The organism is Bradyrhizobium sp. HKCCYLR20261, from assembly GCF_051168435.1.
Classification (GTDB): domain Bacteria; phylum Pseudomonadota; class Alphaproteobacteria; order Rhizobiales; family Xanthobacteraceae; genus Bradyrhizobium.
This window is the reverse complement of record NZ_JBNPUZ010000020.1, coordinates 52947-75957: the sequence shown is the minus strand read 5'-3', so window position 1 is coordinate 75957 and position 23011 is coordinate 52947. Positions and strand designations below refer to the sequence as shown.

The 23011-nt window shown below is 66.3% G+C and carries 24 protein-coding genes and 1 pseudogene; 12 read left to right on the top strand and 13 right to left on the bottom strand.

What is annotated here, in order from left to right:
• The first annotated feature begins 168 nt into the window (after positions 1–168).
• The 4 genes from ACQR1L_RS30830 (at position 169) to ACQR1L_RS30815 (ending at position 3213) form a co-directional block, all read left to right on the top strand.
• On the top strand, positions 169–636 hold the full coding sequence (locus ACQR1L_RS30830; protein WP_434861677.1) for a RidA family protein: 468 nt from the start codon (positions 169–171) through the stop codon (positions 634–636).
• A 30-nt stretch (positions 637–666) separates the two neighbouring features.
• On the top strand, positions 667–1419 hold the full coding sequence (locus ACQR1L_RS30825; protein ID WP_434861676.1) for a glycerophosphodiester phosphodiesterase: 753 nt from the start codon (positions 667–669) through the stop codon (positions 1417–1419).
• 99 nt (positions 1420–1518) lie between these two features.
• Complete coding sequence (locus tag ACQR1L_RS30820; RefSeq protein ID WP_434861675.1) at positions 1519–2727, top strand: GNAT family N-acetyltransferase; 1209 nt, start codon at positions 1519–1521, stop codon at positions 2725–2727.
• Positions 2728–2787: 60 nt separating this feature from the next.
• The gene (locus ACQR1L_RS30815) at positions 2788–3213 is read left to right on the top strand and encodes an HIT family protein (protein WP_434861674.1); all 426 of its coding nucleotides are present in this window, start codon (positions 2788–2790) and stop codon (positions 3211–3213) included.
• Here the strand turns inward: ACQR1L_RS30815 and nadC are convergent, their stop codons facing one another.
• The 8 genes and pseudogenes from nadC to ACQR1L_RS30775 form a co-directional block, all read right to left on the bottom strand.
• Positions 3214–4062 (bottom strand): carboxylating nicotinate-nucleotide diphosphorylase, encoded by an 849-nt coding sequence (gene nadC / locus ACQR1L_RS30810; RefSeq protein ID WP_434861673.1) that lies wholly within the window; start codon positions 4060–4062, stop codon positions 3214–3216.
• A pseudogene (locus ACQR1L_RS30805) lies at positions 4059–5611 on the bottom strand (L-aspartate oxidase). The gene nadC and the pseudogene ACQR1L_RS30805 overlap by 4 nt, the downstream one beginning before the upstream one ends.
• A complete protein-coding gene (gene nadA / locus ACQR1L_RS30800; protein ID WP_434861672.1) occupies positions 5608–6594 on the bottom strand; it encodes a quinolinate synthase NadA in 987 nt (328 codons plus the stop codon). The pseudogene ACQR1L_RS30805 and the gene nadA overlap by 4 nt, the downstream one beginning before the upstream one ends.
• Before the next feature lie 68 nt (positions 6595–6662).
• Positions 6663–7619 (bottom strand): NUDIX hydrolase, encoded by a 957-nt coding sequence (locus ACQR1L_RS30795; protein ID WP_434861671.1) that lies wholly within the window; start codon positions 7617–7619, stop codon positions 6663–6665.
• 15 nt (positions 7620–7634) lie between these two features.
• Positions 7635–8111 (bottom strand): tRNA (N6-threonylcarbamoyladenosine(37)-N6)-methyltransferase TrmO, encoded by a 477-nt coding sequence (gene tsaA, locus ACQR1L_RS30790; protein WP_434861670.1) that lies wholly within the window; start codon positions 8109–8111, stop codon positions 7635–7637.
• A gap of 67 nt (positions 8112–8178) precedes the next feature.
• On the bottom strand, positions 8179–8523 hold the full coding sequence (locus ACQR1L_RS30785) for an AzlD domain-containing protein (protein WP_434861669.1): 345 nt from the start codon (positions 8521–8523) through the stop codon (positions 8179–8181).
• Positions 8520–9266 carry an AzlC family ABC transporter permease gene (locus ACQR1L_RS30780; RefSeq protein WP_434861668.1) on the bottom strand — a complete coding sequence of 249 codons (747 nt, stop codon included), beginning with the start codon at positions 9264–9266 and terminating at the stop codon, positions 8520–8522. The genes ACQR1L_RS30785 and ACQR1L_RS30780 overlap by 4 nt, the downstream gene beginning before the upstream one ends.
• A 102-nt stretch (positions 9267–9368) precedes the next feature.
• Positions 9369–10349: a lytic transglycosylase domain-containing protein gene (locus ACQR1L_RS30775; RefSeq protein WP_434861667.1), complete on the bottom strand. Its 981-nt coding sequence runs from the start codon at positions 10347–10349 to the stop codon at positions 9369–9371.
• A gap of 160 nt (positions 10350–10509) precedes the next feature.
• On the opposite strand from ACQR1L_RS30775, the gene ACQR1L_RS30770 reads away from it, so the two are divergent.
• Positions 10510–11445, top strand: coding sequence for a glycine reductase (locus ACQR1L_RS30770; protein WP_434861666.1), 936 nt, complete (start codon positions 10510–10512; stop codon positions 11443–11445).
• A 64-nt stretch (positions 11446–11509) separates the two neighbouring features.
• Here the strand turns inward: ACQR1L_RS30770 and ACQR1L_RS30765 are convergent, their stop codons facing one another.
• Both ACQR1L_RS30765 and ACQR1L_RS30760 read right to left on the bottom strand, forming a co-directional pair.
• Positions 11510–11893: a hypothetical protein gene (locus tag ACQR1L_RS30765; RefSeq protein ID WP_434861665.1), complete on the bottom strand. Its 384-nt coding sequence runs from the start codon at positions 11891–11893 to the stop codon at positions 11510–11512.
• Between the two features lie 199 nt (positions 11894–12092).
• Positions 12093–13106 (bottom strand): carbon-nitrogen hydrolase family protein, encoded by a 1014-nt coding sequence (locus ACQR1L_RS30760; protein ID WP_434861664.1) that lies wholly within the window; start codon positions 13104–13106, stop codon positions 12093–12095.
• A gap of 194 nt (positions 13107–13300) precedes the next feature.
• On the opposite strand from ACQR1L_RS30760, the gene ACQR1L_RS30755 reads away from it, so the two are divergent.
• Complete coding sequence (locus ACQR1L_RS30755; protein WP_434861663.1) at positions 13301–14257, top strand: helix-turn-helix domain-containing protein; 957 nt, start codon at positions 13301–13303, stop codon at positions 14255–14257.
• Between the two features lie 16 nt (positions 14258–14273).
• Here ACQR1L_RS30755 and ACQR1L_RS30750 read toward each other — a convergent pair whose 3' ends face one another.
• Entirely contained in the window at positions 14274–15158 is an 885-nt protein-coding gene (locus ACQR1L_RS30750; protein WP_434861724.1) for a LysR substrate-binding domain-containing protein, read from the bottom strand.
• Positions 15159–15252: 94 nt separating this feature from the next.
• Between ACQR1L_RS30750 and bla the strand changes: the two genes are divergently transcribed.
• The 6 genes from bla to ACQR1L_RS30720 all read left to right on the top strand — a co-directional run bounded on the left by bla (position 15253) and on the right by ACQR1L_RS30720 (position 19529).
• Positions 15253–16152, top strand: coding sequence for a class A beta-lactamase (bla, locus tag ACQR1L_RS30745; RefSeq protein WP_434861662.1), 900 nt, complete (start codon positions 15253–15255; stop codon positions 16150–16152).
• Positions 16153–16288: 136 nt separating this feature from the next.
• A complete protein-coding gene (locus ACQR1L_RS30740; protein ID WP_434861661.1) occupies positions 16289–16450 on the top strand; it encodes a hypothetical protein in 162 nt (53 codons plus the stop codon).
• A 45-nt stretch (positions 16451–16495) separates the two neighbouring features.
• Positions 16496–16819: a c-type cytochrome gene (locus ACQR1L_RS30735; protein WP_434861660.1), complete on the top strand. Its 324-nt coding sequence runs from the start codon at positions 16496–16498 to the stop codon at positions 16817–16819.
• 99 nt (positions 16820–16918) lie between these two features.
• A complete protein-coding gene (locus tag ACQR1L_RS30730; protein WP_434861659.1) occupies positions 16919–18343 on the top strand; it encodes an MFS transporter in 1425 nt (474 codons plus the stop codon).
• A 23-nt stretch (positions 18344–18366) separates the two neighbouring features.
• Positions 18367–19113, top strand: coding sequence for a sulfite exporter TauE/SafE family protein (locus ACQR1L_RS30725; protein WP_434861723.1), 747 nt, complete (start codon positions 18367–18369; stop codon positions 19111–19113).
• A gap of 107 nt (positions 19114–19220) precedes the next feature.
• On the top strand, positions 19221–19529 hold the full coding sequence (locus ACQR1L_RS30720; protein WP_434861658.1) for a HigA family addiction module antitoxin: 309 nt from the start codon (positions 19221–19223) through the stop codon (positions 19527–19529).
• 120 nt (positions 19530–19649) lie between these two features.
• Here the strand turns inward: ACQR1L_RS30720 and clpA are convergent, their stop codons facing one another.
• Positions 19650–22040: an ATP-dependent Clp protease ATP-binding subunit ClpA gene (gene clpA, locus ACQR1L_RS30715; RefSeq protein ID WP_434861657.1), complete on the bottom strand. Its 2391-nt coding sequence runs from the start codon at positions 22038–22040 to the stop codon at positions 19650–19652.
• Positions 22041–22398: 358 nt separating this feature from the next.
• A complete protein-coding gene (gene clpS, locus ACQR1L_RS30710) occupies positions 22399–22731 on the bottom strand; it encodes an ATP-dependent Clp protease adapter ClpS (protein WP_434861656.1) in 333 nt (110 codons plus the stop codon).
• Positions 22732–23011 lie beyond the last annotated feature (280 nt).

The window sequence follows — 23011 nt, the reverse complement described above, 5'->3', positions numbered from 1 at the left end:
TTAAAGACCGCCGCAATACGTCGCAACTGCGGCTGGCTCACGGAAACGTGCGAAAGCGGCACCAAGTTAACGCGGGCCCGGGCTGCTTGCATGTCACTGGCAACTGCGCCAAACAGGGCCGCGGTCCTGCACGGGACCGGCGCTCACGCGACAGAATGGGGATTTGAGATGGCGGGTACGGTTGAACAGACTCTGGCGGCACAAGGCATCACATTGCCGGCGCCGAAAGCTCCGGTGGCCAATTATGTCCCGTTCGTACGCACCGGCAACCTGCTGTTCGTCTCCGGCCAGGTCTGCCTCGGCGGTGACGGCAAGCTGATCGCGGCCGGCAAGCTCGGCGCCGGCGTGTCGCTCGAGGATGGCTATGCGGCGGCCAAGGGCTGCGGCGTCAACCTGCTGGCGCAGGTGAAGGCGGCCGTTGGCGATCTCGACAAGGTCGTGCGCGTGGTCCGGCTCGGCGGCTTCGTCAACTCGGCCCCCGACTTCGTCGATGGGCCGAAGGTCCTCAACGGCGCCTCCGACCTGATGGTCGCCGCCTTCGGTGACAAGGGCCGCCATGCCCGCACCACGGTCGGCGTCTCGTCGCTGCCGTCGGATGCGGCGGTCGAGGTCGAAGGCGTGTTCGAGATCGCGTGAGATTGAACTGAAAGACATTGGACGGGGCGAATGCGCGCACCTGACTGGCTGACGGCCCGCCCCGTCGCCCACCGCGGCCTGCACGATGCAAGCCGGGGCATCATCGAGAACATGCCGGCCGCCGCCCGCGGCGCGGTCGCCGGCAATTTCGCCATCGAATGCGACATTCAGTTGTCGGCCGATGGCGAGGCGATGGTGCATCACGACTACGAGCTCGGCCGCCTGACCGAAGGCTCCGGCTACCTGATCGAGAAGACCGCCGCCGAGCTGAAGGCTGTCAGATTCAAGCAGACCGACGAGCGCATGATGACGCTCAAGGACCTCTGTGACCTGATCGGCGGGCGCGTCCCGCTGGTGGTCGAGGTCAAGAGCACGTTCCAGGGCGATCGCCGTCTGGTCCGGCGCATGGCCGAGGTGCTGTCGGCCTATTCCGGCCCGGTGGTCGGCATGTCGTTCGATCCGAACCAGGTGCTGGCGCTGCGCGAGACCATGCCGAGCCTGACCCGCGGCATCGTCGCCCAGCGTACCTATCAGGACGGCTATTGGGCCAAGCTCACCCGGGAGCAGCGCGACAGCATGCTGCATCTCAAGCACGGCATGAGCACGCAGCCGCACTTCGTGGCCTATTGGGTCGAGCAGTTGCCGGCTCCTGCTCCCTGGATCGCGCGCAACGTGTTCGGCTGTCCGCTGCTGACCTGGACGGTCCGCACGCCGGCGCAGCGCGCCACCGCCGCCCGGTATGCGGATCAGATGATCTTCGAAGGGTTTACGCCGGAGACGTGACGTCGGTCTTGAAGTCGGTGCTGCGATGCACGATCTTGAGCAGAGCAATCCGGACGTCTCCGACGAGCGTTCCTTGCCAGACGCTTTTTCAAGGGTTCGATGGCAGCACCTGAGATCACGCTCGAAGCCGTTCCCGGGATCAGCGAGATTCCGGCGGAAGCCTGGGACGCCTGCGCCAATCCTGCCGGCCGCCTGCCGGCCGGCTCATCCGCCGCCTGCGGCCCCTCGTACAACCCGTTTGTCTCCCACGCCTTTTTGTCGGCCTGCGAAGCCTCCGGCTCGGCGACGATCCGCACCGGCTGGGCACCGCGGCATCTGGTGGCGAAGCTCGGCGACGAGGTCCTCGGTGTCGTGCCGTGCTATCTGAAATCGCATTCGCAGGGCGAATATGTCTTCGACCGCGGCTGGGCCGATGCCTATGAGCGTGCCGGCGGCCGCTACTACCCAAAGCTCCAGGTCTCCGTGCCCTTTACGCCTGCGACCGGGCCACGGCTCTTGATCCGTCCCGACCAGGACCGGGACGTGATCGGCAACGCGCTCGCACAAGGATTGAAGGCGCTGTGCGGGATCAGCGAGGCCTCCTCGGTCCACGTCACGTTTGCACGCCAAGCCGAGTGGGAGCTGCTCGCCGCGCAGGGCTTCCTGCAGCGCACCGACCAGCAGTTCCACTGGCATAACCAGGGTTTCTCCACCTTCGACGATTTCCTGGCGACGATGAACTCGCGCCACCGCAAATCGATCAAGCGCGAGCGGCGCGATGCGCTGGCCGCGGGGATCACCATCCATTGGCTGACCGGCAAGGACATCACCGAGGACGCCTGGGACGCGTTCTTCGACTTCTACATGGACACCGGCTCGCGCAAATGGGGCCGGCCGTATCTCAACCGCAAGTTCTTCTCGCTGATCGGCGAGAGCATGGCCCAAGACGTGCTGCTGGTGATGGCCAAGCGCGAGGGACGCTGGATCGCCGGCGCGATCAACTTCATCGGCTCGGACACCTTGTTCGGCCGCAACTGGGGGGCCATCGAGCACCACCCGTTCCTGCATTTCGAAGTCTGCTACTACCAGGCCATCGACTTCGCCATCCAGCACAAGCTCGCTGTGGTCGAAGCGGGCGCGCAGGGCGAGCACAAGATCGTGCGCGGCTACCTGCCGCAGACCACCTACTCCGCGCATTACATCGCCGACCGCGGCCTGCGCCGCGCCATCGACGACTATCTCAAGCGCGAGCGGGCCTATGTCGAGCAGGCCGGCCGCGAGCTTGCCGAATCCGGCCCGTTCCGCAAAGGCATGGACGAGCAATCTTGACCGGCGGCATGGGGCAATGAGAGTAAGGCGCGTAACGAGGAACCGCTAAAGGACCTGCCGATGACCGCCTACGATCCGCAAAACCCGTTCGCAAAGATCCTGCGCGGCGAATTTCCCTGCGTGAAGGTCTATGAGAACCACCACGTGCTGGCCTTCCTCGACATCATGCCGCGCGTCCCCGGCCACACGCTGGTGATCCCGAAGGCTCCGGCCCGCAACATCCTTGATATCACCGAGGAGGATTACCTCCACGTCGGCCGTGCCGTGCGCACCATCGCGCGTGCCGCCAAGACCGCCTTTGCCGCCGACGGCATCACCGTGCAGCAGTTCAACGAGCATGCCGGCGGCCAGATGGTGTTCCACCTCCACGTCCACATCATGCCGCGCCACAACGGCGACAGCCTGCTGCCGCCGGCGAGCCGCAAGGAGGACCCGAAGGTGCTGGAGGAGAACGCCGCGAAGCTGATCGCGGCGCTCAAGGGCTGATCAGGCGTCGTCGAGGCCGATATCGAGCGCGGCCGATGAATGCGTGATCCAGCCGACCGAGATCAGGTCGACACCCGCTGCCGCGATCGCCGGCGCGGTGTCGACATTGATCCGGCCCGAGGCCTCGGTGATCGCCTTGCCGCGCGCCATGCCTACCGCGCGATCGAGCTCCGCCGGCGTCATGTTGTCGAGCAGCACCGCATCGACGCCGAGCGCCAGCGCCTCCTCGAGCTGCGCGAGGCTGTCGACCTCCACCTCGATCTTCACGAGGTGGCCGGCATGAGCCTTGGCCCTCGTGACCGCGGCCTCGATGCCGCCGGCAATCGCGATGTGGTTGTCCTTGATCAGCACGGCGTCATCGAGCCCGAACCGGTGATTGCCGCCGCCGCCGGCGCGCACGGCATATTTCTCCAGCGCGCGCAGCCCCGGCGTCGTCTTGCGGGTACAAACGATCTGCGCCCGCGTCCCCTTCACCGCCGCGACAAGCCAAGCGGTCGCGGTGGCAACGCCGCTGAGATGGCAGAGGAAGTTGAGCGCAACGCGCTCGCCGGTCAGCAGCGCCCGCGCCGGGCCGCTGACGGTGGCGATGACGTCCCCCGGCGCGACGGCGCTGCCGTCGCCGCGGACGATTTCCACGCGCACCTCGGGCGAGACCGTCTGGAACGCACAGCCGGCGACGTCGAGACCTGCGATCACGCCATGCTGGCGCGCCCGCAGCTTCAGGGAGGCGCGCTGCTCGGCGGACACGATCGCATCCGTGGTGATGTCGCCGGCGCGGCCGAGATCCTCGAGCAGCGCCATGCGGACCAGCGGCTCATAGAGCAAGGGCGAGAGTGGATTGAGGGTCATGCGACGACGCTCCTGAGAGAGGGACGCTTCGTCTCGGCGATTTCCCGCGCGGCGGCGATCGCCGAGGACAAAGTGAGGCGTGACGGGTCTGCGACGGGCCGCATGTCCGGACAATCGGTGCGACAGTGTCCGCCGCGGCTCTCCTCGCGCGTGTGGGCGGCGACGGCCATCATCAGGCCGACCAGGGCAGGATCGGCCGCAGCCTCTGCTCCCAGCGCCAGCGGGAGCAGGCTCCGGATCCCGACTGTCATCCGATCACTGTCGCGCAGCACGCCGAGCGCATCAGATAGCAATGGACGTACGGCTGCGGGCTCGGAGGCAACAGGGATTGCTGCGGCCTCTCCGGGCTTGGCCGCGCGTGGCGGCGAGCCAGCCACGCTCTCGGCCACCCATTGCGCGCAGACGATGGCTTCCATCAGCGAGTTGCTGGCAAGGCGGTTGGCGCCGTGCAGGCCGGTGCGGCTGGCCTCGCCGCAGGCCCAGAGACCATCGACGGTGCTGCGCCCCATCGCATCAACGGCGACGCCGCCCATATGGTAGTGCACGGCCGGCCGCACCGGGATCGGATCGACGGCCGGATCAATCCCGGCCATGCGGCAGAACGCGGTGATGACGGGATAGCGCGCGGCGAACGCCGCGCCTGGCTTCTCCCGCGCATCGAGGAACGTCCGGTGACCCGCCGCGCGATGACGCCACACTGCGCGCGCCACCACGTCACGCGGCGCGAGCTCGGCGCCGGGCTCGGCGGCCATGAAACGTGTGCCGGTCTCGTCGATCAGCACCGCGCCATCGCCCCGGATCGCCTCGGTCAACAGCGGCAGCGGCCGCGACGGTCCGTCGAAGGCCGTGGGATGAAACTGCACGAATTCGAGATCGGACAGCACCGCCCCTGCCCGCGCCGCCAGCGCCAGCCCCTGACCAAAACAGCCGGAGGGATTGGTGCTGTCGAGGAACAGCCCGCCGATGCCGCCGGTCGCGATGACGACGCGCGTCGTGGCGAGCACGAGCGGCTCGTCACCGCGCACCGCGAGCACGCCCTGGATCGCATTGTCCGCGACGATCAGCCGGCGCGCCTCGACGCCTTCCAGCAGCGTCACCGAGGGACATCGCCGGACAGCCGCGATCAGCGCGCGCATGATCTCGCGCCCGGTGCCGTCGCCGGTGGCGTGGACGATCCGGTTGCGGCTGTGCGCGGCTTCCAGGCCCAGGCGCCGGCGGCCGTCGGCCTCGCGGTCGAACGCGACGCCGAGTTGCGCGAGGCGATCGACCGCCGCCGGCGCCGCGTCGATGATGCGGCGCGCCGAGGCCTCATCGCACAGGCCCGCGCCGGCAGCGATCGTATCCGCCAGATGCAGCGCCGGAGCATCATCGTCGCCGACAGCGGCGGCGAGGCCGCCCTGCGCCCACATGCTCGACGCCTCCGCGCCGAGCGGCGATTTCGACAGCAGCACGACCGCGCCGGCGCGAGTTGCAGCGCGGTCATCAGGCCGGCAGCACCGCCGCCGATGATCACGGGACGACCAAAAAGATCAGACAAATTGATGCTCATAGCGCCAGCATCCTTTCCACCGAACGCCGCGCGCGCTCGGCCATCCCTGGATCGATCGTCACCTCATGCGTGTTGGTCTCGAGCGCATGACGGATGTTCTTCAACGTGATCCGCTTCATGTGCGGGCACAGATTGCAGGGCCGGATGAACTCGATGTCCGGATACGAGACCGCGACGTTGTCGCTCATCGAGCATTCCGTCAGCAGCACCACACGCGCCGGCCGCTTGTTACCGACATAGTCGGACATCGCCGCGGTCGAGCCGGCGAAGTCGGCTTCCGCCACGACCTCCGGCGGACATTCCGGATGCGCGAGCACGGTCACCCCAGGATGATTGTCGCGCAGCGTGCGAACATCCTCGGCGCTGAAGCGCTCATGCACCTCGCAGTGGCCCTTCCAGGCCGTAATCCTCACCTTGGTCTGCGCGGCCACGTTGCGGGCGAGATACTCGTCCGGCAGCATGATCACGTGATCCGTGCCGAGCGACTCCACGACCGCAAGTGCATTGCCCGAGGTGCAGCAGATATCGGACTCCGCCTTCACCGCGACCGACGTGTTGACATAGGCGACCACCGGCACGCCAGGATGGCGCGCGCGCATCAGTCGGACATCGTCGGCGGTGATGGATTCGGCGAGCGAGCAGCCGGCATCGAGGTCCGGAATCAGCACCGTCTTGCCGGGATTGAGCAGCTTCGCCGTCTCCGCCATGAAGTGCACGCCGGCGAGCACGATCACCTCGGCATCTACCTTGGTCGCCTCGCGCGCCAGCAGCAGGCTGTCGCCGACGATGTCCGCGACGCCGTGGAAGATCTCAGGTGTCTGATAGTTGTGCGCAAGCACCACCGCGTTGCGCCGGCGCTTGAGCGCCAGGATGGCTTCGACATCCTCTTCGAAGAGCGCCCATTCGGGCGGAGGGATCACACGCCGCAGGCGGTCAGGGAAAGGCGACGTCGGCGCGATCGCGGGCAGAACAAGCTCGGCCATTTATACTCTCCATGAGCATAAGATGACTTATACTTATTCTGAGCATAAGTCGTGTCAAGGGCTGGAGATCACGAGCGCGAGAGCGGCAGCTTGGTTCCGACCACCGCGCGTTCGGCGAGCACGCCCTGGCGGAAGCGGAACAGCTTGGCCGGCCGGCCGATCGTGTCGGCCGCCATTGCGCCAGTTTCCTCAACGAGTTCCTGCTGCTCGATGAGGCGGCGGAAGTTCTGTTTGTGCACCAGCCGTCCGGCCAGCGCCTCGACGCTGCGTTGCAATTGCAGCAGCGTGAATTCGTCAGGCATCAGCTCGAACACGACCGGACGATATTTGATCTTGGCGCGCAGCCGCGCGATGCCGGTGGCGAGAATGCGGCGGTGATCGCCCGTCATCGCGCGGCCGGGCACGACCGCTTCGCCGCCCTGCTCGCGCACGCTTTCCGGGATCAGCGCCGCCTCGTACAGCAGCTCATAGCGCTGCAGCGCCAGCTCCTCGTTCCACTCGCGGCCATCGAGCCCGAAAGTGATGGCGGCGCGACGCCATCGCGTCTTCTGCTGCGCCGGATCATCGGCTGAGCGCGCCCAGGCCTTCAGCTTCGGCGCGATGATCTTCGAAAGAATACCTGGCGGACCGTCGCGATGATCCTCCCAGGGGAAGTACTCGTACCAGGACGACCATTGCGCATCGACGCCCTCTCGCCCCTCTTCCTCGCGCGTCAGTCCGAGATAGCTGATGGAGATGCGGTGCGGCGCCTCCGGATCCCCCGAGCGGCCACGATCGGCGAATGTGTAGAGCTGCTCGACATAGCCGAGGGGATGGCCGGTCTGCGCCTCGACCCATGCGCGCAGGCCCATCTGCAGCGAGCGGTGCGCGAACTGGAACGGCCCGCTCGGCAACGCCGACGCGTGCTCGATCGTCATGATCCGGGGATCGCCGTCGGTCACCGCGACCAGCACGGCGACGAGATCCGCAGTGATCGCATCCAGCGCAGTCACGGTCTTCTGCGGCCGCTTGTTCACGTTCGCCATCGGGGATCGCTGGTCCTATTTGTCCTCGCCTGCCCCAGGCGTGAACACGCAATGATCCGGCTTCAGGTCGATCAGCGGCGTCTCGTCGAGACAGTCGAGGCCACGCACCAGCACGGTGCTCCCCTCCAGCGCGACGAAGCGGACGGTCGAGACGCCGATCGGATTGGGTCGCACCGGCGAACGCAGCGCGAAGGTCCCGCGGGTCTCGCCGTCATGATGGCGCGGGCTCTGCTTGACGAGGTCGCGGCGGGCGCGGTTCAGCCAGTACAGCACCTGGAGATGGCTGAAGCCGTCGATGCCCTGCAGCGCCGGCACCCAGGGCTCGAAGATCTCGAGCCGGCACACCGGCCCCTCAAAGCTGCCCTGGCGCGGCGTCTCCAGCCGCGAGGTCCAGGGCGTGCGGATGCGGCCGATGAAATACAGCGAAGCGTCTCGCGGCTGCGGCACGTCGACGGCGACTTCGCCCGGGCGCAGATCGGTATCTGTGGTCATTCCGGAATCCTCAGGTCTCCCGGCAATCTAGCCGAAGCCTGCGGCGCCGCAATTGCGGCCGCGCAATTCAGCCGAGCCACCATTTTCCGGCCAGCATGACAGCCTCGCCGCAGACCACCCCGGCGAAGATCGAGCGGCGGGTCACAAGGAACGCCGCGAGGCCGGCGACGACCGCGCCGTAGCGCAGGCCCCAGGGCACGCTGGCCAGCGCGCCCGGCGGCTGCACCAGGATCTGGGCGATGACGCCGGCCAGGATCGCGGTCGCCACCGCCTTGACCCACATCAGCAGGTCCGAGCCCTCGTCGAGGCCGCTGCCGAACCACAGGCCGAGCAGGCGCCAGATCTGGTTCGGGATCACGCCCGCCACCAGCAGCACAAGGAGAGCGTGCCAGTCGCCGATGAAGTCGCTCATGCCGCCTCCCGCCGCTCGCGCCATTTGTGGACGGCGAAGGCGAGCGTCCCGGCGACCACGCCGCTGACCAGGATGTCGACGCCGCTGTTGAGCCGCGCGGCCAGCGGATAGAGCACGAGACCGAGGCCCAGCGCCAGCACGTCGGCGAGTTCCTTGGCGTTGCGCAAGGTGGAGAACAGAAAGGCCAGCGGCGTCAGCAGAAGCACCGCCGCGCCGAAGGTCTGCGACAGGTTGGCCGCGAGCAGATAGCCGATGACGGTCGCGACCAGCGCGACGCCCATCAGCCCCGAGCCGAGCCCATGCACGAAAGCGATGCGGCGCTCGCGCGGCACATGCGGCAGGAAGCGATAGCATTCCACCCACAATGTGACCGCGGTGAAATGCGCGATCAGCACCAGATGCCGCCGCTTGGTGTGGGGCGAGCGGATCAGCGGCAGCACCGCCACGACCATCGGAAACAGCCGGATCGCGCTCATGGTGACCGCGATCGCCGATTGCAGGATGGTCTGGCCGGAGCCGAGCGTCGACACCAGGATGATCTGCGCCGGCCCGGCCCAGACCAGCACCGTCGAGAGGATCGCCCAGAGCATGCTGAAATGCGTGTCGTGGGCGAGCGCGCCGATGCCGATGAAGGTGACGAACAGCACCACCGACAGGATGGTCGCCGACGTCGCGCGCAGGCCCCAGCCGAAGGCCTTCAGCGAACCATGCCATTGCGGCGAATCGAGCGGAGGGAGTGTCACGGGCGGCCCAGCGGAACGGAGCGCGATAAGGCTGGCGAAAACGCCCCCCGTCAACCGCCGCGGCACGCGCGCGGCTCTGCACGCGGCGCAAGCCACCTGCCCTCAAGCGCGGTTGCGCAGCACGAAACAGGCGCCGCCGGCGCCGCGGATACGGTTGCAGAGCGCATCCGCCTCGGCACGCGTGTCGGCGCCGATCCGCACCTGGTAGAAGGCGCGGTTGCCGCGCGTGCGCATCACCGACGACAGCAGGCTCGGATCGCGGTCGCCGATCACGGAGCCGAGCCCCTTGATCGCCCGCGCATACATCGCCAATGCCCTGTTGCGATCGAAGCCGGCCGCGAGCTGCACGCCCCAGGATTTCGCAGCCGCCACCGCGACATGCTGCTCGAGCTGGGTCACGAACGGGTTGGGTGCTCGCTTCAGCAGCGCCATCAGCTGATGGCACGAGGTCGACCGTGCGCTCGGCGGCGTCTTGCCGCCCTTCCCGGCCGCCGCCCAATCGTCGATTGACGAGCCGGTGATGGCGGAGACGTAGTTGCGGGTCTCCCAGGGGATCTGTCCCTTGCCGCCGAGCCAATCCTGCACCCGGCGCGGGCCGGCATTGTAGGCGGCGGCTGCGAGGCCGAGATTGCCGAACTGAGTGCGCAGCTCAGCGAGAAACTCCGCCGATTTCGGCAGCGCCTGCACCGGGTCGAACGGATCGAGCAGTTGCCGCTCGCTGGCCGTGCCCGGCATGAACTGCGCGATGCCCTGGGCGCGCTTGCCGCTCCGCGTGACGGGCCCGACCGCATCGGTCTGAAAGCGGCTCTCCTGCCAGATCACGCGGGCGAAGAACTCGAGCGGCAGATCGTTGGCCTTGGCGGCGGATTCGATCATCAGGCAGATCGCCTCGCGGGTGCCGCTCTCCTTCGGCTCGGCGGTCTTTTCGGCAGCGTCCTTGGAATCGCTTGCTGCCGGGGGCGCACCGTCCACCAGCGGCCAGACGGTCTCGCCCTCATTGGCCGCAACGGCAGAGATCGTCGCAACAAGGAGACAGACAACCACGCTCAGAGACTGAAAGGCGGCCGACAACGAAATGGGCATGGACACAATGAAAAATGGCCGGCCAGCTGCCGGCGAACCCCAACGCGGAGAGACAAAGCCTCAGAGGCGATCCGGTTCCAAGAGGCCGCGAGGGCGCGGCGCCTTGACACACGGGCCCACGCCGCTAGCAAATCGATCATGGCTTCATGGAGCGCCCCCGATGACCGCCCCGACTGACGACAAGCTCGGCTTTGCGCCCGATGACGCCGCGCCGCTGGCTTACATGGCCCGCACGCGCGACTATTATCTCGCGATCGGCTACGACACGCCCTATCGCTGGGCCCACTACACCTCGGCGCCGTTCCAGCCCTTGCGCAAGCCGCTGGCAGACTCGCGAGTCACCATCATCACCACGGCCTCGCCGTTCGACCCGGCCAAGGGCGATCAAGGTCCGGGTGCGCCCTACAATGGAAGCGCGAAGTTCTACTCGGTCTTTGACGGCGACACGTCGGCGCAGCACGATCTTCGCATCTCGCACATCGCCTATGACCGCGCGCATACGTCGGCGGAGGATTCCGGCACCTGGTTTCCGCTGCCGCAACTGATCCGGCTCGCACGCGAGGGACGCATCGGCGCGGTCGGGCCACGCTTCTTCGGCGCGCCGACGAATCGCAGCCAGCGTGTGACGATCGAGACCGATGCGCCCGACATTCTCGCACGCTGCCGCGCCGACGCCGTCGACGCCGTCGTGCTGGTGCCGAACTGCCCGGTGTGCCACCAGACCGTGACCCTGGTCGCGCGGCATCTCGAAGCCAACGGCATCGCCACCGTCGTGATGGGTTGCGCGAAAGATATCGTCGAGCATGCGGCCGCGCCGCGCTTCCTGTTCTCGGATTTTCCGCTCGGCAATTCCGCCGGCAAGCCGCACGACCCGGCGTCGCAAGCCTTCACGCTCGAACTCGCGTTGCGTGTTCTCGAGGGTTCACCAGCCGCACGGACGACCGTGCAATCGCCGCTGCAATGGAGCGACGATCACACCTGGAAGCGCGACTACAGCAACCCCGCCATGCTCGCCCCGGACGAACTCGCGCGGCGGCGTGCCGAGTTCGACGCGCAGAAGGCGATCGCGCGCGGTAATCGCGCGGCGCAGAAATAAATCGCGCGCATCCCTTGTTGGGACTCCCAAGATCACAGACGATCTCGAATCTAACAGCTATTCTTCAAGGCTTGGGTTCAGGCTTCTGAAACTGGATATTGCATTTCTTCGCGATGGCGGCCTGCTCAATGGCGACCATCTGGCCCTTCATATTGCCCAACTCGGCGGCGGTCTGCTTGTCGCCTCCGACGAGAAATGCTGCGGGCCAGAATATCACGACGGCAGCCGTGGTCGCGATCGTGTCGTTCGTCCGCTGCTTGTCTTGGGCCCCCGAAAGAACGGCGGCGCGCGAAGAGACGCTCTGCGCCTCCATTGCGAGCTGCTGGCAATTGTAGGACTGATAGATCATTGGGGAGACGTATGTCGGTGCTATGTCGGCTGAACTCGACGCGCACGCGCAAAGAAACAAAGCACCAAGCAGACCGAGATTGCGCCACTGTACCGACATGATTCCCCCCTTGCCCACGAAAACGTGAAGCAATCTTGAGGCGAACGCAAGCCATTCAGGCAATCACTGATACGATTTTGTCCCAGTATTCGATGATAAGTCAAACAGTAACGGTATAGAAGTAGCTTGATAGCAACACGAACGGACCAGTGGGGCGCGTCCGTTCGTGTTGCCCTAGATCCTAGACCGTGGAAGGCTCTCAATTAGCGGCCTGAGCCTCGCCGGGCGCTACCGCATCGACGGGCAGTGCGAACGCCTCGACGCGATTGAGCGGCTTCTTGTTGAGCAGCAGCCGCGTGACGTCGGGGCGCGAATAGTGCCCGGCCGGGTCGGCGGCGTTCTTGGCGATGCCGATCATGCCGAGATCGATCTCGGCGATGAGCAACCCCTCCTGCTCCGGCGGCAGCTTCTCGACGAGCATGCTGCCGTCCGGGCCGAATATCGCGGCATGGCCGCCGCCGACATGCAGCAGCGCATGCTTGTCGGGACGGTCGCAGAGCTCGTCGATCATCGCCTGCGAGACGGTGGCGCAGGGCGCCAGCACGAAGCACGAGCCTTCGACGGCATAGACGCGCGAGGCCGCGTTGTTGACCTCGGCGCCGAGCGCCGGCGCGAACGGATCGTACAGCGAAAAGCTCGGCCAGGACGCGACGTGCACCTGCTCGTTCTGGGCATACATCGCGTATTTCGACAGCGGCTGCAGGTGCTCCCAGCAGCACAGCGCGCCGATCCGGCCGATATCCGGGCGGTCATGCACGGCGAGATCGCTGCCGTCGCCCTCGCCATAGACGGTGCGCTCGGCATGGGTCGGCCGCAGCTTGCGGCGCTTGGCGATGGTTTCGCCATCCGGGCCGACCAGCCATTGCGCGATGTAGAGGCTGCCGCCGTCGCGCTCGGACAGGCCGAGGACCGCGGTGAGCTTCGCCTTGCGCACGGCGGCGCGCAGTGCGTCCGCCTGCGGGCTGTCATAGGCCAGCGAATTGTCGAAATAGCGCTGCACGAAGCCGCGGCCGATACACCAGGCCGGCGAATCCATCCAGATGTGCCAGGGATAGCCGGGGATGAACACCTCCGGAAACGCGATCAGCCTGGCGCCCTTGTCGGCGGCCTCCTCGATCAGCGCAATCGTCTTCTTGATCGAACCGTGCAGGTCGAGCCAGGCAGGCGCCGCCTGCACCACCGCGACCTTGTATTTCGGATGTGCCAGTCCCATCGCTCGTCTCCCCTCTGCCGGATCGGCGGCGCACAGCGCCGCGCCTCGCCCGGGAGTATTGACCTCGGCCGCCATTCGCGCTCGTCTTGGCGGGAACGAAAACTCGACTGCGGCCGGCGCAAGACGACCTGCCGGCCCGGAATTTGCTGCATTTCCGACCGTCCATTGGCACAGGTGCAAGGGGAGACCGCGCGATGCCGGTCCTGTTCACCACGGAGGGAAGCCCGGGCCACCGCAGGCTGGCGCTGTGGCAGGATATCGTCTGCGACGTCTATGTCGGTCTCGACTGCACGTCCGATCTCGGCAGCGCGTTTCGCGGTGCGGTGACGCACACGACCTTGGGCCGGGCCGTCTGCTCCGAGGTCGCCTCGGACCAGCAGCGCGTGCGCCGGACAACGCAGCGCATCGCGCGTGCCGATGCCGACTACGTGCTGGTCGCGCTCGGACGCGAGGGCACCGGCGGCGTCACCCAGGACGGCCGCGACACGGTGATCCGGCCCGGCGAGTTCGCGATCTACGACACGACGCGGCCCTATGAGCTGCAGTTCGACGCGGCCTTCCGGCAGACCGTGTTCAAGCTGCCGCGCGAGATGCTGCAGCGCAGGATCGGCGCGACCGAGGCAGTCACGGCGATCACCTTCGGCAGCGACAGCCCGCTGCAGCCGCTCGCCTATGACTTCATTATCAAGCTGTGCGAGCGCGCCGATCACATCGGCGTCGAGCATGCCGAGCACCTCGCGGATCAGGCCGCCGACCTGCTTGCGATGACTCTGACCGAGCGGCTCAGCACGCAGCCCTTGCCGTCGTCCAGCCATCGCGCGGCCCTGCTCTACCGTATCAAGGCGCATATCCGGACGCGGCTGTCGGATTCGGATCTGTCGCTGCAGGCGATCGCGCGCGAACTCGGCCTGTCGGCGCGCTACGTCAATGACCTGTTCTCCGACGAGCAGCTCTCGTTTCAACGCTTCGTTCTGGCCGAGCGCCTCAAGCACTGCCGGCGTGACCTCGGCTCGCCGTCGCTGGTGCATCGTCAGATCGGCGAGATCGCGTTTTCCTGGGGCTTCAACGATCTCTCGCATTTCGGCCGCGTATTCCGCGAGCAGTTCGGCCTGACGCCGAGCGAGTGGCGGCGCAGCGCCGTGAAGCGCTGAGCGCCCACGCCCGCGATCAGGCCGGCGTACCGGCGCGCAAGGCATCGATGATCCAGTCACGGAACGCGCGCATGCCGGACGTCGGCTCCTTGGACTTCAACCAGGTCAGCCAATAGGACCCGGCGGCGACCTCGGCTGCAAACGGCCGGACCAGCCGACCGGTCTGAAGCTCGCGCTCGAACATGGCGATGGGGACCAGTCCGACGCCGACGCCGCGCGCGGCCGCCTCGGCCATCGCGACGGAGCTGTCGAAGATCGGCCCCTGGATCATCGGGCACGGAGCACCCGCGACCGCGAACCAGAGCGGCCACTCCTCGGCGCGGTAGGACCGCAGCAGATTTTCACGCGCGAGATCCGACGGCGCGCGCAGACGGCTCGCGGCGTCGGGATGACAGACGGGCGACAGCGGCGCGGACATCAGATGGAGAGCTTCGGTGCCATGCCAGGAGCCGTCGCCGAAGCGAAGCGCGATGTCGAGCCCGTCGCCAGCGATATCGATGCGGTTGTTGTTGGTGAGCAGGCGCAGGTCGATATAGGGGTGCATCTCGCGAAAGCCGTCGAGACGTTGCAACAGCCATCCGGTGGCGAAGGTGCCGACGCAACCGACAGTCACGACCTCGCGGGCTCCCTTCGTCTCGATGCGATCGATCGCGCCGCTGATGCGACTGAACGCGTCGTTGAGCACTGGAAACAGAGCAAGCGCTTCGTCGGTCAGCGTGAGGCCGCGCGGCAGCCGCCTGAACAGGCTGGCGCCCAGCATCTGCTCGAGCTGTTTCACCTGGTGACTGATCGCGGTCTGCGTGACCCTGAGCTCCAAGCCCGCCTTGGTGAAGCTCAGATGCCGCGCGGACGCTTCGAAGGCGCGAAGAGCGTTCAACGGGAGATGGCTGCGGATGGGCATGATGGCCAAGTTCTGCTCATGGCTCGACGCATAAATGATCGTTTGTCAGTCGTCACCCCGTTCGGCAGGTTCGCGCCGTCACGGGAGAATGAACATGCTGACGCGACGTCATCTCGGTCTTGGACTGCTTGGGATCGCGGCTTCGGCGAGCTGGCTGCGATCGCCCGCGGCCAACGCGTCGGACGACCGAAGAGCGCGCCTGGAACAGGAACTCGCCCGTATCGAGCGCGAGAGTCTCGGACGGCTCGGCGTCGCCGTGCTCGACTCCCAGACCGGGTTCGAGGCGGCCCTGCGTCCGGCCGAGCGCTTTCCGATGTGCAGCACCTTCAAATGCCTGGCCTCCGCGGCCGTCCTGAAGCGCGTCGACGCCGGCGACTTGCAGCTCGACACGCGCATTGCGTTCGAGGCGAAGGATCTCGTGAGCTATTCGCCGGTGACGAAGGAGCATGTCGGCCGCGGCATGACCCTCGCCGAACTCTGCGAAGCTGCGCTCACGCAGAGCGACAACACCGCGGGAAATCTGCTGTTGCGGCAGATCGGCGGTCCCTCGGGACTGACAGGTTTCGTCCGATCGATCGGCGACGAGGTCACCCGTCTGGACCGCTGGGAAGTCGAGCTCAACGAGGCGAAGGCCGACGATCCCCGCGACACGACCAGTCCGGCCGCCATGCTGCAGAACCTGCGCCGCCTGCTGCTCGGCGACGTCCTGTCGACGACCATGCGCGAGAGGCTGACGGGCTGGATGCTCGCCAACAAGACTGGCGACACCCGATTGCGGGCCGGTGTGCCACGTGACTGGCGCACCGCCGACAAGACCGGCTCTGGCGAGCGCGGCACGGCCAACGACATCGGCGTTTTCTGGCCACCAGGCCGCAAGCCGGTTCTGGTCACGGCCTATCTGACCGGCTCGCAGGCCTCGCCGGAGGAGCGCAACGCCACGATCGCGAAGGTCGCGCGCGCGGTCGCGGACGTCGTGCTCGGACAGGCGGGTTAGTTCGGGCACCGTGCTTCCGTTCAGCCTCGAGGGCTCGGCCCACGCGATGTTCGTCATGGCGGGGCACCGACCGGGCGGGCTAAAGTGGCACCGGCCCACATCATCGAAATGCGGGGCCGCTGCCGGGACCGATCCGATGCGCCGCTTTGCCATGAAGGCCCTGTTCTCCCTGCTGACCTTGCAGCGCGACGAGGAGACCGAGCTGCGCTGGGACCGGATCGTCCTGATCGGCTCGACCCTGGTGACGATCGGGCTCGTGGCCCTGTATGCCTATGGCAAGGCCGAGGGCCGCTGGTAGCCCTGGGCGCAAGTCCAAGCGAGACACGCGTTTATGAGACGACGAATGGGATCCGCCTGCCTGTTGCTGGCGCTGGCATCCACCGCCAGCCATGCGCTGGACAGCGAGCAGAAGCGTGGAAAAGCGCTCTTGCAAAGCCTTTGCAGCCGATGCCATGCGATAGGTCCCACCGGCGCCAGCCCGCACCCGGACGCGCCCCCGTTCAGGACCTTCGGTGACAGCAAGCTCTACGACGAGGATTTTGCTCAGCGGCTGCAAAACGGCCTCTCCACCATCCATAAGGACATGCCGAGCTTCCAGTTCGACCGGCCTGACGCGGAAGCCGTGGTCAATTATCTCAAGGCCATTCAGGTCCGTTCCAGGCGCTGACGCCTCGGTCCCGCCTGAGCGCATGGAACGCGGATTGTGCGGTGCGGTTGCCCGTGCCCGTCCCTCATCCGCGGCCCGGCTGCGGCGGGAGCCTGCGCAATGAACTCTACGACCACGATGGTGCATGCCGACGGCCTGCCGCTGCCGCAGCGGACCTGGGCGATCGTCACGATCGCGCTCGGGATCGTGCTGGCGGTGGTCGACGGCGCCATCGCCAATGTCGCGCTGCCGACCATCGCCCGGGATCTCAACGCCAGCCCGGCGTTCTCGATCTGGATCGTCAACGGCTATCAGCTCGCGGTCACGATCTCGCTGCTGCCGCTGGCCTCGCTCGGCGAGATCATCGGCTATCGTCGCGTCTATCTCGCCGGCCTTGTGCTGTTCACCGCGGCCTCGGCGTTCTGCGCGCTGTCCGACAGCCTGCTGCTGCTGACGCTCGCGCGCATCCTGCAAGGCTTTGGGGCCGCCGGCATTCTCAGCGTCAACTCGGCGCTGGTGCGCTTCACCTATCCGCAGGCCCTGCTCGGCCGCGGCATCGGCATCAATGCGATGGTGGTCGCGGTGTCCGCCGCCGTCGGCCCGACCATCGCGGCCGGCATCCTCGCCGTCGGCAGCTGGCCCTGGCTGTTCGCGATCAATGTGCCGCTCGGCATCGTCACCTTCGTGTTCGGCTTCCGCTTCCTGCCGCATACGCCGCGCGCCCCGCACATGTTCGACTGGCAGAGCGCGGCGCTGAGCGCCGTCACCTTCGGTTTCCTCATCGCCGCGGTCGACAGCCTCGGCCATGGCGAGGCGCTGGTGACCTGTGCGATCGAGTTCGTCGTCGCCGTGATCGCCGGCATCTGGCTGGTCTATCGCCAGACCCATATGGCCTCGCCGCTGCTGCCGCTCGACCTCCTGCGCATCCCCGTGTTCGCACTGTCGATCGCGACCTCGATCTCGTCGTTCTGCGGCCAGATGCTCGCCTTCGTCGCGATCCCGTTCTATCTCGAAAGCCATTTCGGCTATTCGCCGGTGCAGATGGGCCTCCTGATCACGCCCTGGCCGATCGCGGTCGGCCTGACCGCGCCGATCGCCGGACGGCTGGTGGAGCGCGTGCCGGCCGGTCTGCTCGGCGGCATCGGCCTGGTCATCTTCGCAGCCGGACTCCTCACGCTCGGCCTGCTGCCGCAACAGCCGTCATCCTGGGACGTCGTCTGGCGAATGGCGCTGGCGGGCTGCGGCTTCGGCCTGTTCCAGACGCCGAACAACCGCACAATGATCGCCGCCGCGCCACGCGAACGCGCCGGCGGCGCCAGCGGCATGCTCGGCACTGCGCGGCTGCTCGGTCAGACCACCGGTGCGGCGCTGGTCGCGATGTTCCTGGCGCTCGATCCCTCCGGCGGAACGCGGCTGTCGCTCCTGACCGGCGTCGGCTTCGCGCTGGTCGGCGCGTTCCTGAGCATGCTCCGGCTGTCGCCGGCTGGCGCGCGCGGCGCCGAGCATGTCCGCATCCATGACGGCCAGCGGCTGAAGGGGGAATAGCAGTCGTGACGACGGACTGGATGATGCTTGCGTTGCTCGCGCTCGCCGCCTTCGGCTCGGGCATCGTCAATGCGCTGGCCGGCGGCGGTGCGTTCCTGACCTTCCCGACCCTGCTCGCCGCCGGCATCCCGGCGATCGACGCCAACGCCTCGAGCACGGTCGCGCTCTGTCCCGGGCAGTTCGTCAGCGCCTTCGCCTCGCGTGACATCCTGAGAGACACCGAGGCGTCGTGGCGCCGCGACCTGGTGCGGCTGTCGATCATCAGCCTGGTCGGCGGCACGCTCGGAGCCGTGCTGCTGCTCGTCACGCCGTCGGCGGCCTTCAGCCGGCTCGTGCCGTGGCTCCTCCTGTTCGCCACCGTCGTGTTCGCCTTCGGCATGCGCTTCACGCCGAAGGACGGCAAGCCCTGGCTGGGGCCGCTGACCATCCAGGCCGTGCAGTTCGTGATCGCAATCTATGGCGGCTATTTCGGCGGCGGCATCGGCATCCTGATGCTGGCCGCGCTGGTGTTCTATGGCATGCGCGACATCCGCGCGATGAACGGCTTGAAGATCTGGCTGGCCGCGCTGATGAACATCATGGCCTCGATCATCTTCGCCTTCTCCGGCCGCGTGCATTGGCTGGAGACGCTGACCATGATGTGCACGGGCATGCTCGGCGGCTTCGTCGGCGCCCGCCTCGGCCAGATCATCCCGCCAGCTTACGTGCGCCGCTTCATCATCGCGGTCGGCTGCGGGCTGACGGTGTACTTCTTCATCAAGCCGGCCTGAGCGCGAGATCCTCGTCGACCACCTGCTTGACCCCTTATCGGGTGCATTCCACAGTCCGTCACATGAACCCGCAGAGATACGGGTGCAGTCTCCCAGCGAGCCCATCCATGCTGATGACGAAACGCAAGCCAGCGACAGTAGCCGAGATCCTGGTCGAGGAGTTCATGCAGCCGCTCGGGCTGACGCAGACCGCGCTGGCGGCAGCGATGGGTGTGCAGCGCAAGCACGTCAACGAACTCTGCAACGGCAAGCGGAACGTCACCGCCGCCACCGCCCTCATCCTCGCCCGCGTGTTCGGCAACAGCGCAGAGTTTTGGCTCAACGTCCAGCGCCGCACCGATCTGTGGAACGCCCTGCATTCGCCACGTGAACGCAAGCGTATCGACCGCGCGAAGCCGCTCAATTCAGCGGCGTGAGCGAGACAGACGAGGCCTGAGCAGAAGAGGCCTGAAGAAAAGGCCCACTGAAGAAAACAGACCCAAATAGAAAAGGCCGGCGCGAAGCCGGCCTTTTCATTCATTGACTTGGTCCGGCCATCACGCCTTGACCAGCGGTCCCTTCGGCGCCGGGCCCTTCGGGCCGCTGCCGCCGGACTTCGGCTTGCGCTTGCGCGCCGCCGGCACTTCCGACTTCGGCGAGACCGGGCCGTCGACGAACTCGAAGCCGATCTTCTCGTCCACACCGGACTCGTCCTTGACCAGGACGACGCGGACGTGGCCGCCGCTCTTCAGCTTGCCGAACAGCACCTCGTCAGCCAGCGGCTTCTTGATGTGCTCCTGGATCACGCGGCCCATCGGGCGCGCGCCCATCTGCTCGTCATAGCCGTGCTGGATCAGCCAGGCCTTGGCCGGTTCCGACAGCTCGATCGTGACGTCGCGGTCGGCCAGTTGGGCTTCCAGCTGCAGCACGAACTTCTCGACCACCATGCCGATGACGTCGACCGAGAGATGGCCGAACGAGACGATGGCATCGAGGCGGTTGCGGAATTCCGGCGCGAACTGCCGGTTGATCGCCTCGTGGTCGTCGCCTTCCCGCTTCGAGCGATGGAAGCCGAATGCCTGCTTGGCGAGGTCCGCCGCGCCCGCATTCGTCGTCATGATCAGGATGACGTTGCGGAAGTTGACCTGCTTTCCATTATGGTCGGTGAGCCGGCCATGATCCATGATCTGCAGCAGCACATTGTACAGGTCTGGATGCGCCTTCTCGATCTCGTCCAGCAGCACCACGCAATGCGGATGCTGGTCGACGCCATCGGTCAGGAGGCCGCCCTGATCGAAGCCGACATAGCCGGGAGGCGCGCCGATCAGGCGCGACACGGTATGCCGCTCCATGTACTCCGACATGTCGAAGCGCAGCAGCTCGACGCCCAAGGTCGCAGCGAGCTGCTTGGCCACCTCGGTCTTGCCGACGCCGGTCGGACCCGAGAACAGGTAGCAGCCGATCGGCTTTTCCGGCTCGCGCAGGCCGGCCCTCGCCAGCTTGATCGAGGCCGACAGCGAATCGATCGCCTTGTCCTGGCCGAACACCACCCGCTTCAGGGTCTGCTCGATGTTCTTCAGCACCTCCGCGTCGTCCTTCGACACGCTCTTCGGCGGGATCCGCGCCATCGTGGCGATCGTGGTCTCGATCTCCTTGATGCCGATCGTCTTCTTGCGCTTGTTCTCGGCGAGCAGCATCTGCGCCGCGCCGGACTCGTCGATCACGTCGATCGCCTTGTCCGGCAGCTTGCGGTCGTGGATGTAGCGCGACGACAGCTGCACCGCTGCCTCGATGGCCTCGTTGGTGTACTTCAGCCGGTGATAGTCCTCGAAGTAAGGCTTGAGGCCCTTCAGGATCGCGATCGCATCCTCGACCGACGGCTCGTTCACGTCGATCTTCTGGAACCGGCGCACCAGCGCGCGGTCCTTCTCGAAGTGCTGGCGATATTCCTTGTAGGTGGTCGAGCCCATGCAGCGGATCGAGCCCGAAGCCAGCGCCGGCTTGAGCAGGTTCGAGGCATCCATCGCCCCGCCCGACGTCGCGCCCGCACCGATCACGGTGTGGATCTCGTCGATGAACAGGATCGCGTTCGGATGCGCTTCGAGCTCCTTCAGCACCTGCTTGAGGCGCTCCTCGAAGTCGCCACGATAGCGCGTGCCGGCGAGCAAGGTGCCCATGTCCAGCGAGAACACGGTCGCAGCCGACAGCACCTCGGGAACCTCGCTGTCGACGATACGCTTGGCCAAGCCTTCGGCGATCGCGGTCTTGCCGACGCCGGCTTCGCCGACGAACAGCGGGTTGTTCTTCTGCCGGCGACACAGCACCTGGATCGCGCGGTTGATTTCCGAGTTACGGCCGATGACCGGATCGATCTTGCCGTCGCGGGCCTTCTTGTTGAGATTGACGCAATAGGTTTCCAGCGCCTCGCCCTTTTTCTTGGAGTCCTCGTTGCCCTTGGTCTCCGTCTCCTCGTCGACGCCGCGAACCGGGCGCGCTTCGGAAACACCAGGGCGCTTGGCGATGCCGTGGCTGATGTAGTTCACGGCGTCGTAGCGCGTCATGTCCTGCTCTTGCAGGAAGTAGGCGGCGTGGCTCTCGCGCTCGGCGAAGATCGCGATCAGCACGTTGGCGCCGGTCACCTCTTCGCGGCCCGAGGACTGAACGTGAATCACCGCGCGCTGGATCACGCGCTGGAAACCTGCGGTCGGCTTGGCGTCGTCGCTGCCGTCCGTGACCAGATTTTCGAACTCGGTTTCGAGATAATTGACGAGACTGCCCCGCAGCTTGTCGAGGTCGACGCTGCACGCGCGCATCACGGCCGCTGCATCGCTGTCATCGATCAAGGACAAGAGGAGATGTTCCAATGTCGCGTATTGATGATGACGCTCGTTGGCAATCGCCAGTGCACGATGCAGGGATTGTTCAAGGCTTTGAGAAAAAGTCGGCATGCGCGTCCTCTGTGGCCCCTTGCCATCATGATCGCCGCCGCCCGGTCAGGCAACAACAACCTTTGTCAAATATAGTTATAACCGAGTGCGACAAAAGACCGGCCGAGCGTCTCGATTACGGGTTCACCGGATCGTCAATGCAAAACCCGTTCCGATTGAGGCGAACCCAGCCTCGACAACCGACGGGAAGAGCCGTTTTGAGTCCCCAAAGAGACGGGACCGGATCGGCCGTAATTCTGCGGACGAAGCACTCTCCGGGCACGCCGAAGATGCGGCAATTGCCCTCACGCTCCATCAGCCGACGCGCGTCCGATCATCGGCTGTGCGATCATCGCGGCCCCCGGATCGGGAGACGCGGCTACTTCTTCTCCATCACACACTGCAGCGGGTGCTGGTGCTTGCGGGCGAAGTCCATCACCTGCGTCACCTTGGTCTCGGCGATCTCGTAGGTGAAGACACCGCACTCGCCGATGCCGTGATGGTGCACGTGAAGCATGATCTTGGTCGCGGCCTCGACGTCCTTGTTGAAGAATTTCTCCAGGACGTGAACCACGAACTCCATCGGCGTGTAATCGTCGTTGAGGATCAGGACCCGATAGAGATTGGGACGCTTGGTCTTCGGCTTGACCTTGGTGATCACCGAGGTGACGGGGCCACCCGGACCACCCGATTTATTGTCGTTATTGCTCATCCTGGGCGCGGATCGGTTCAATCTGGAAGTTGGCTGCGACATCTTGCACGCGTTAGATATGGCGACGAGGACACCAATAAAGAGTTTCCCTGGAGAGGGTGTCTCAATAAGGGCTGCCCCGTCCTGTCCCCGGCCGGGCCGCTTCCGCCACCCGGTCCTGCTTTCCAGATCGCCTGTCCCAGCCGACCGGTCCGGTCGGACCGACACCAGGAATATGGGTCAGTGACGGGTCTGCCGCAAGCGCATGACCGCGAGGGACACGGCGCCCCGGCAGGACCGA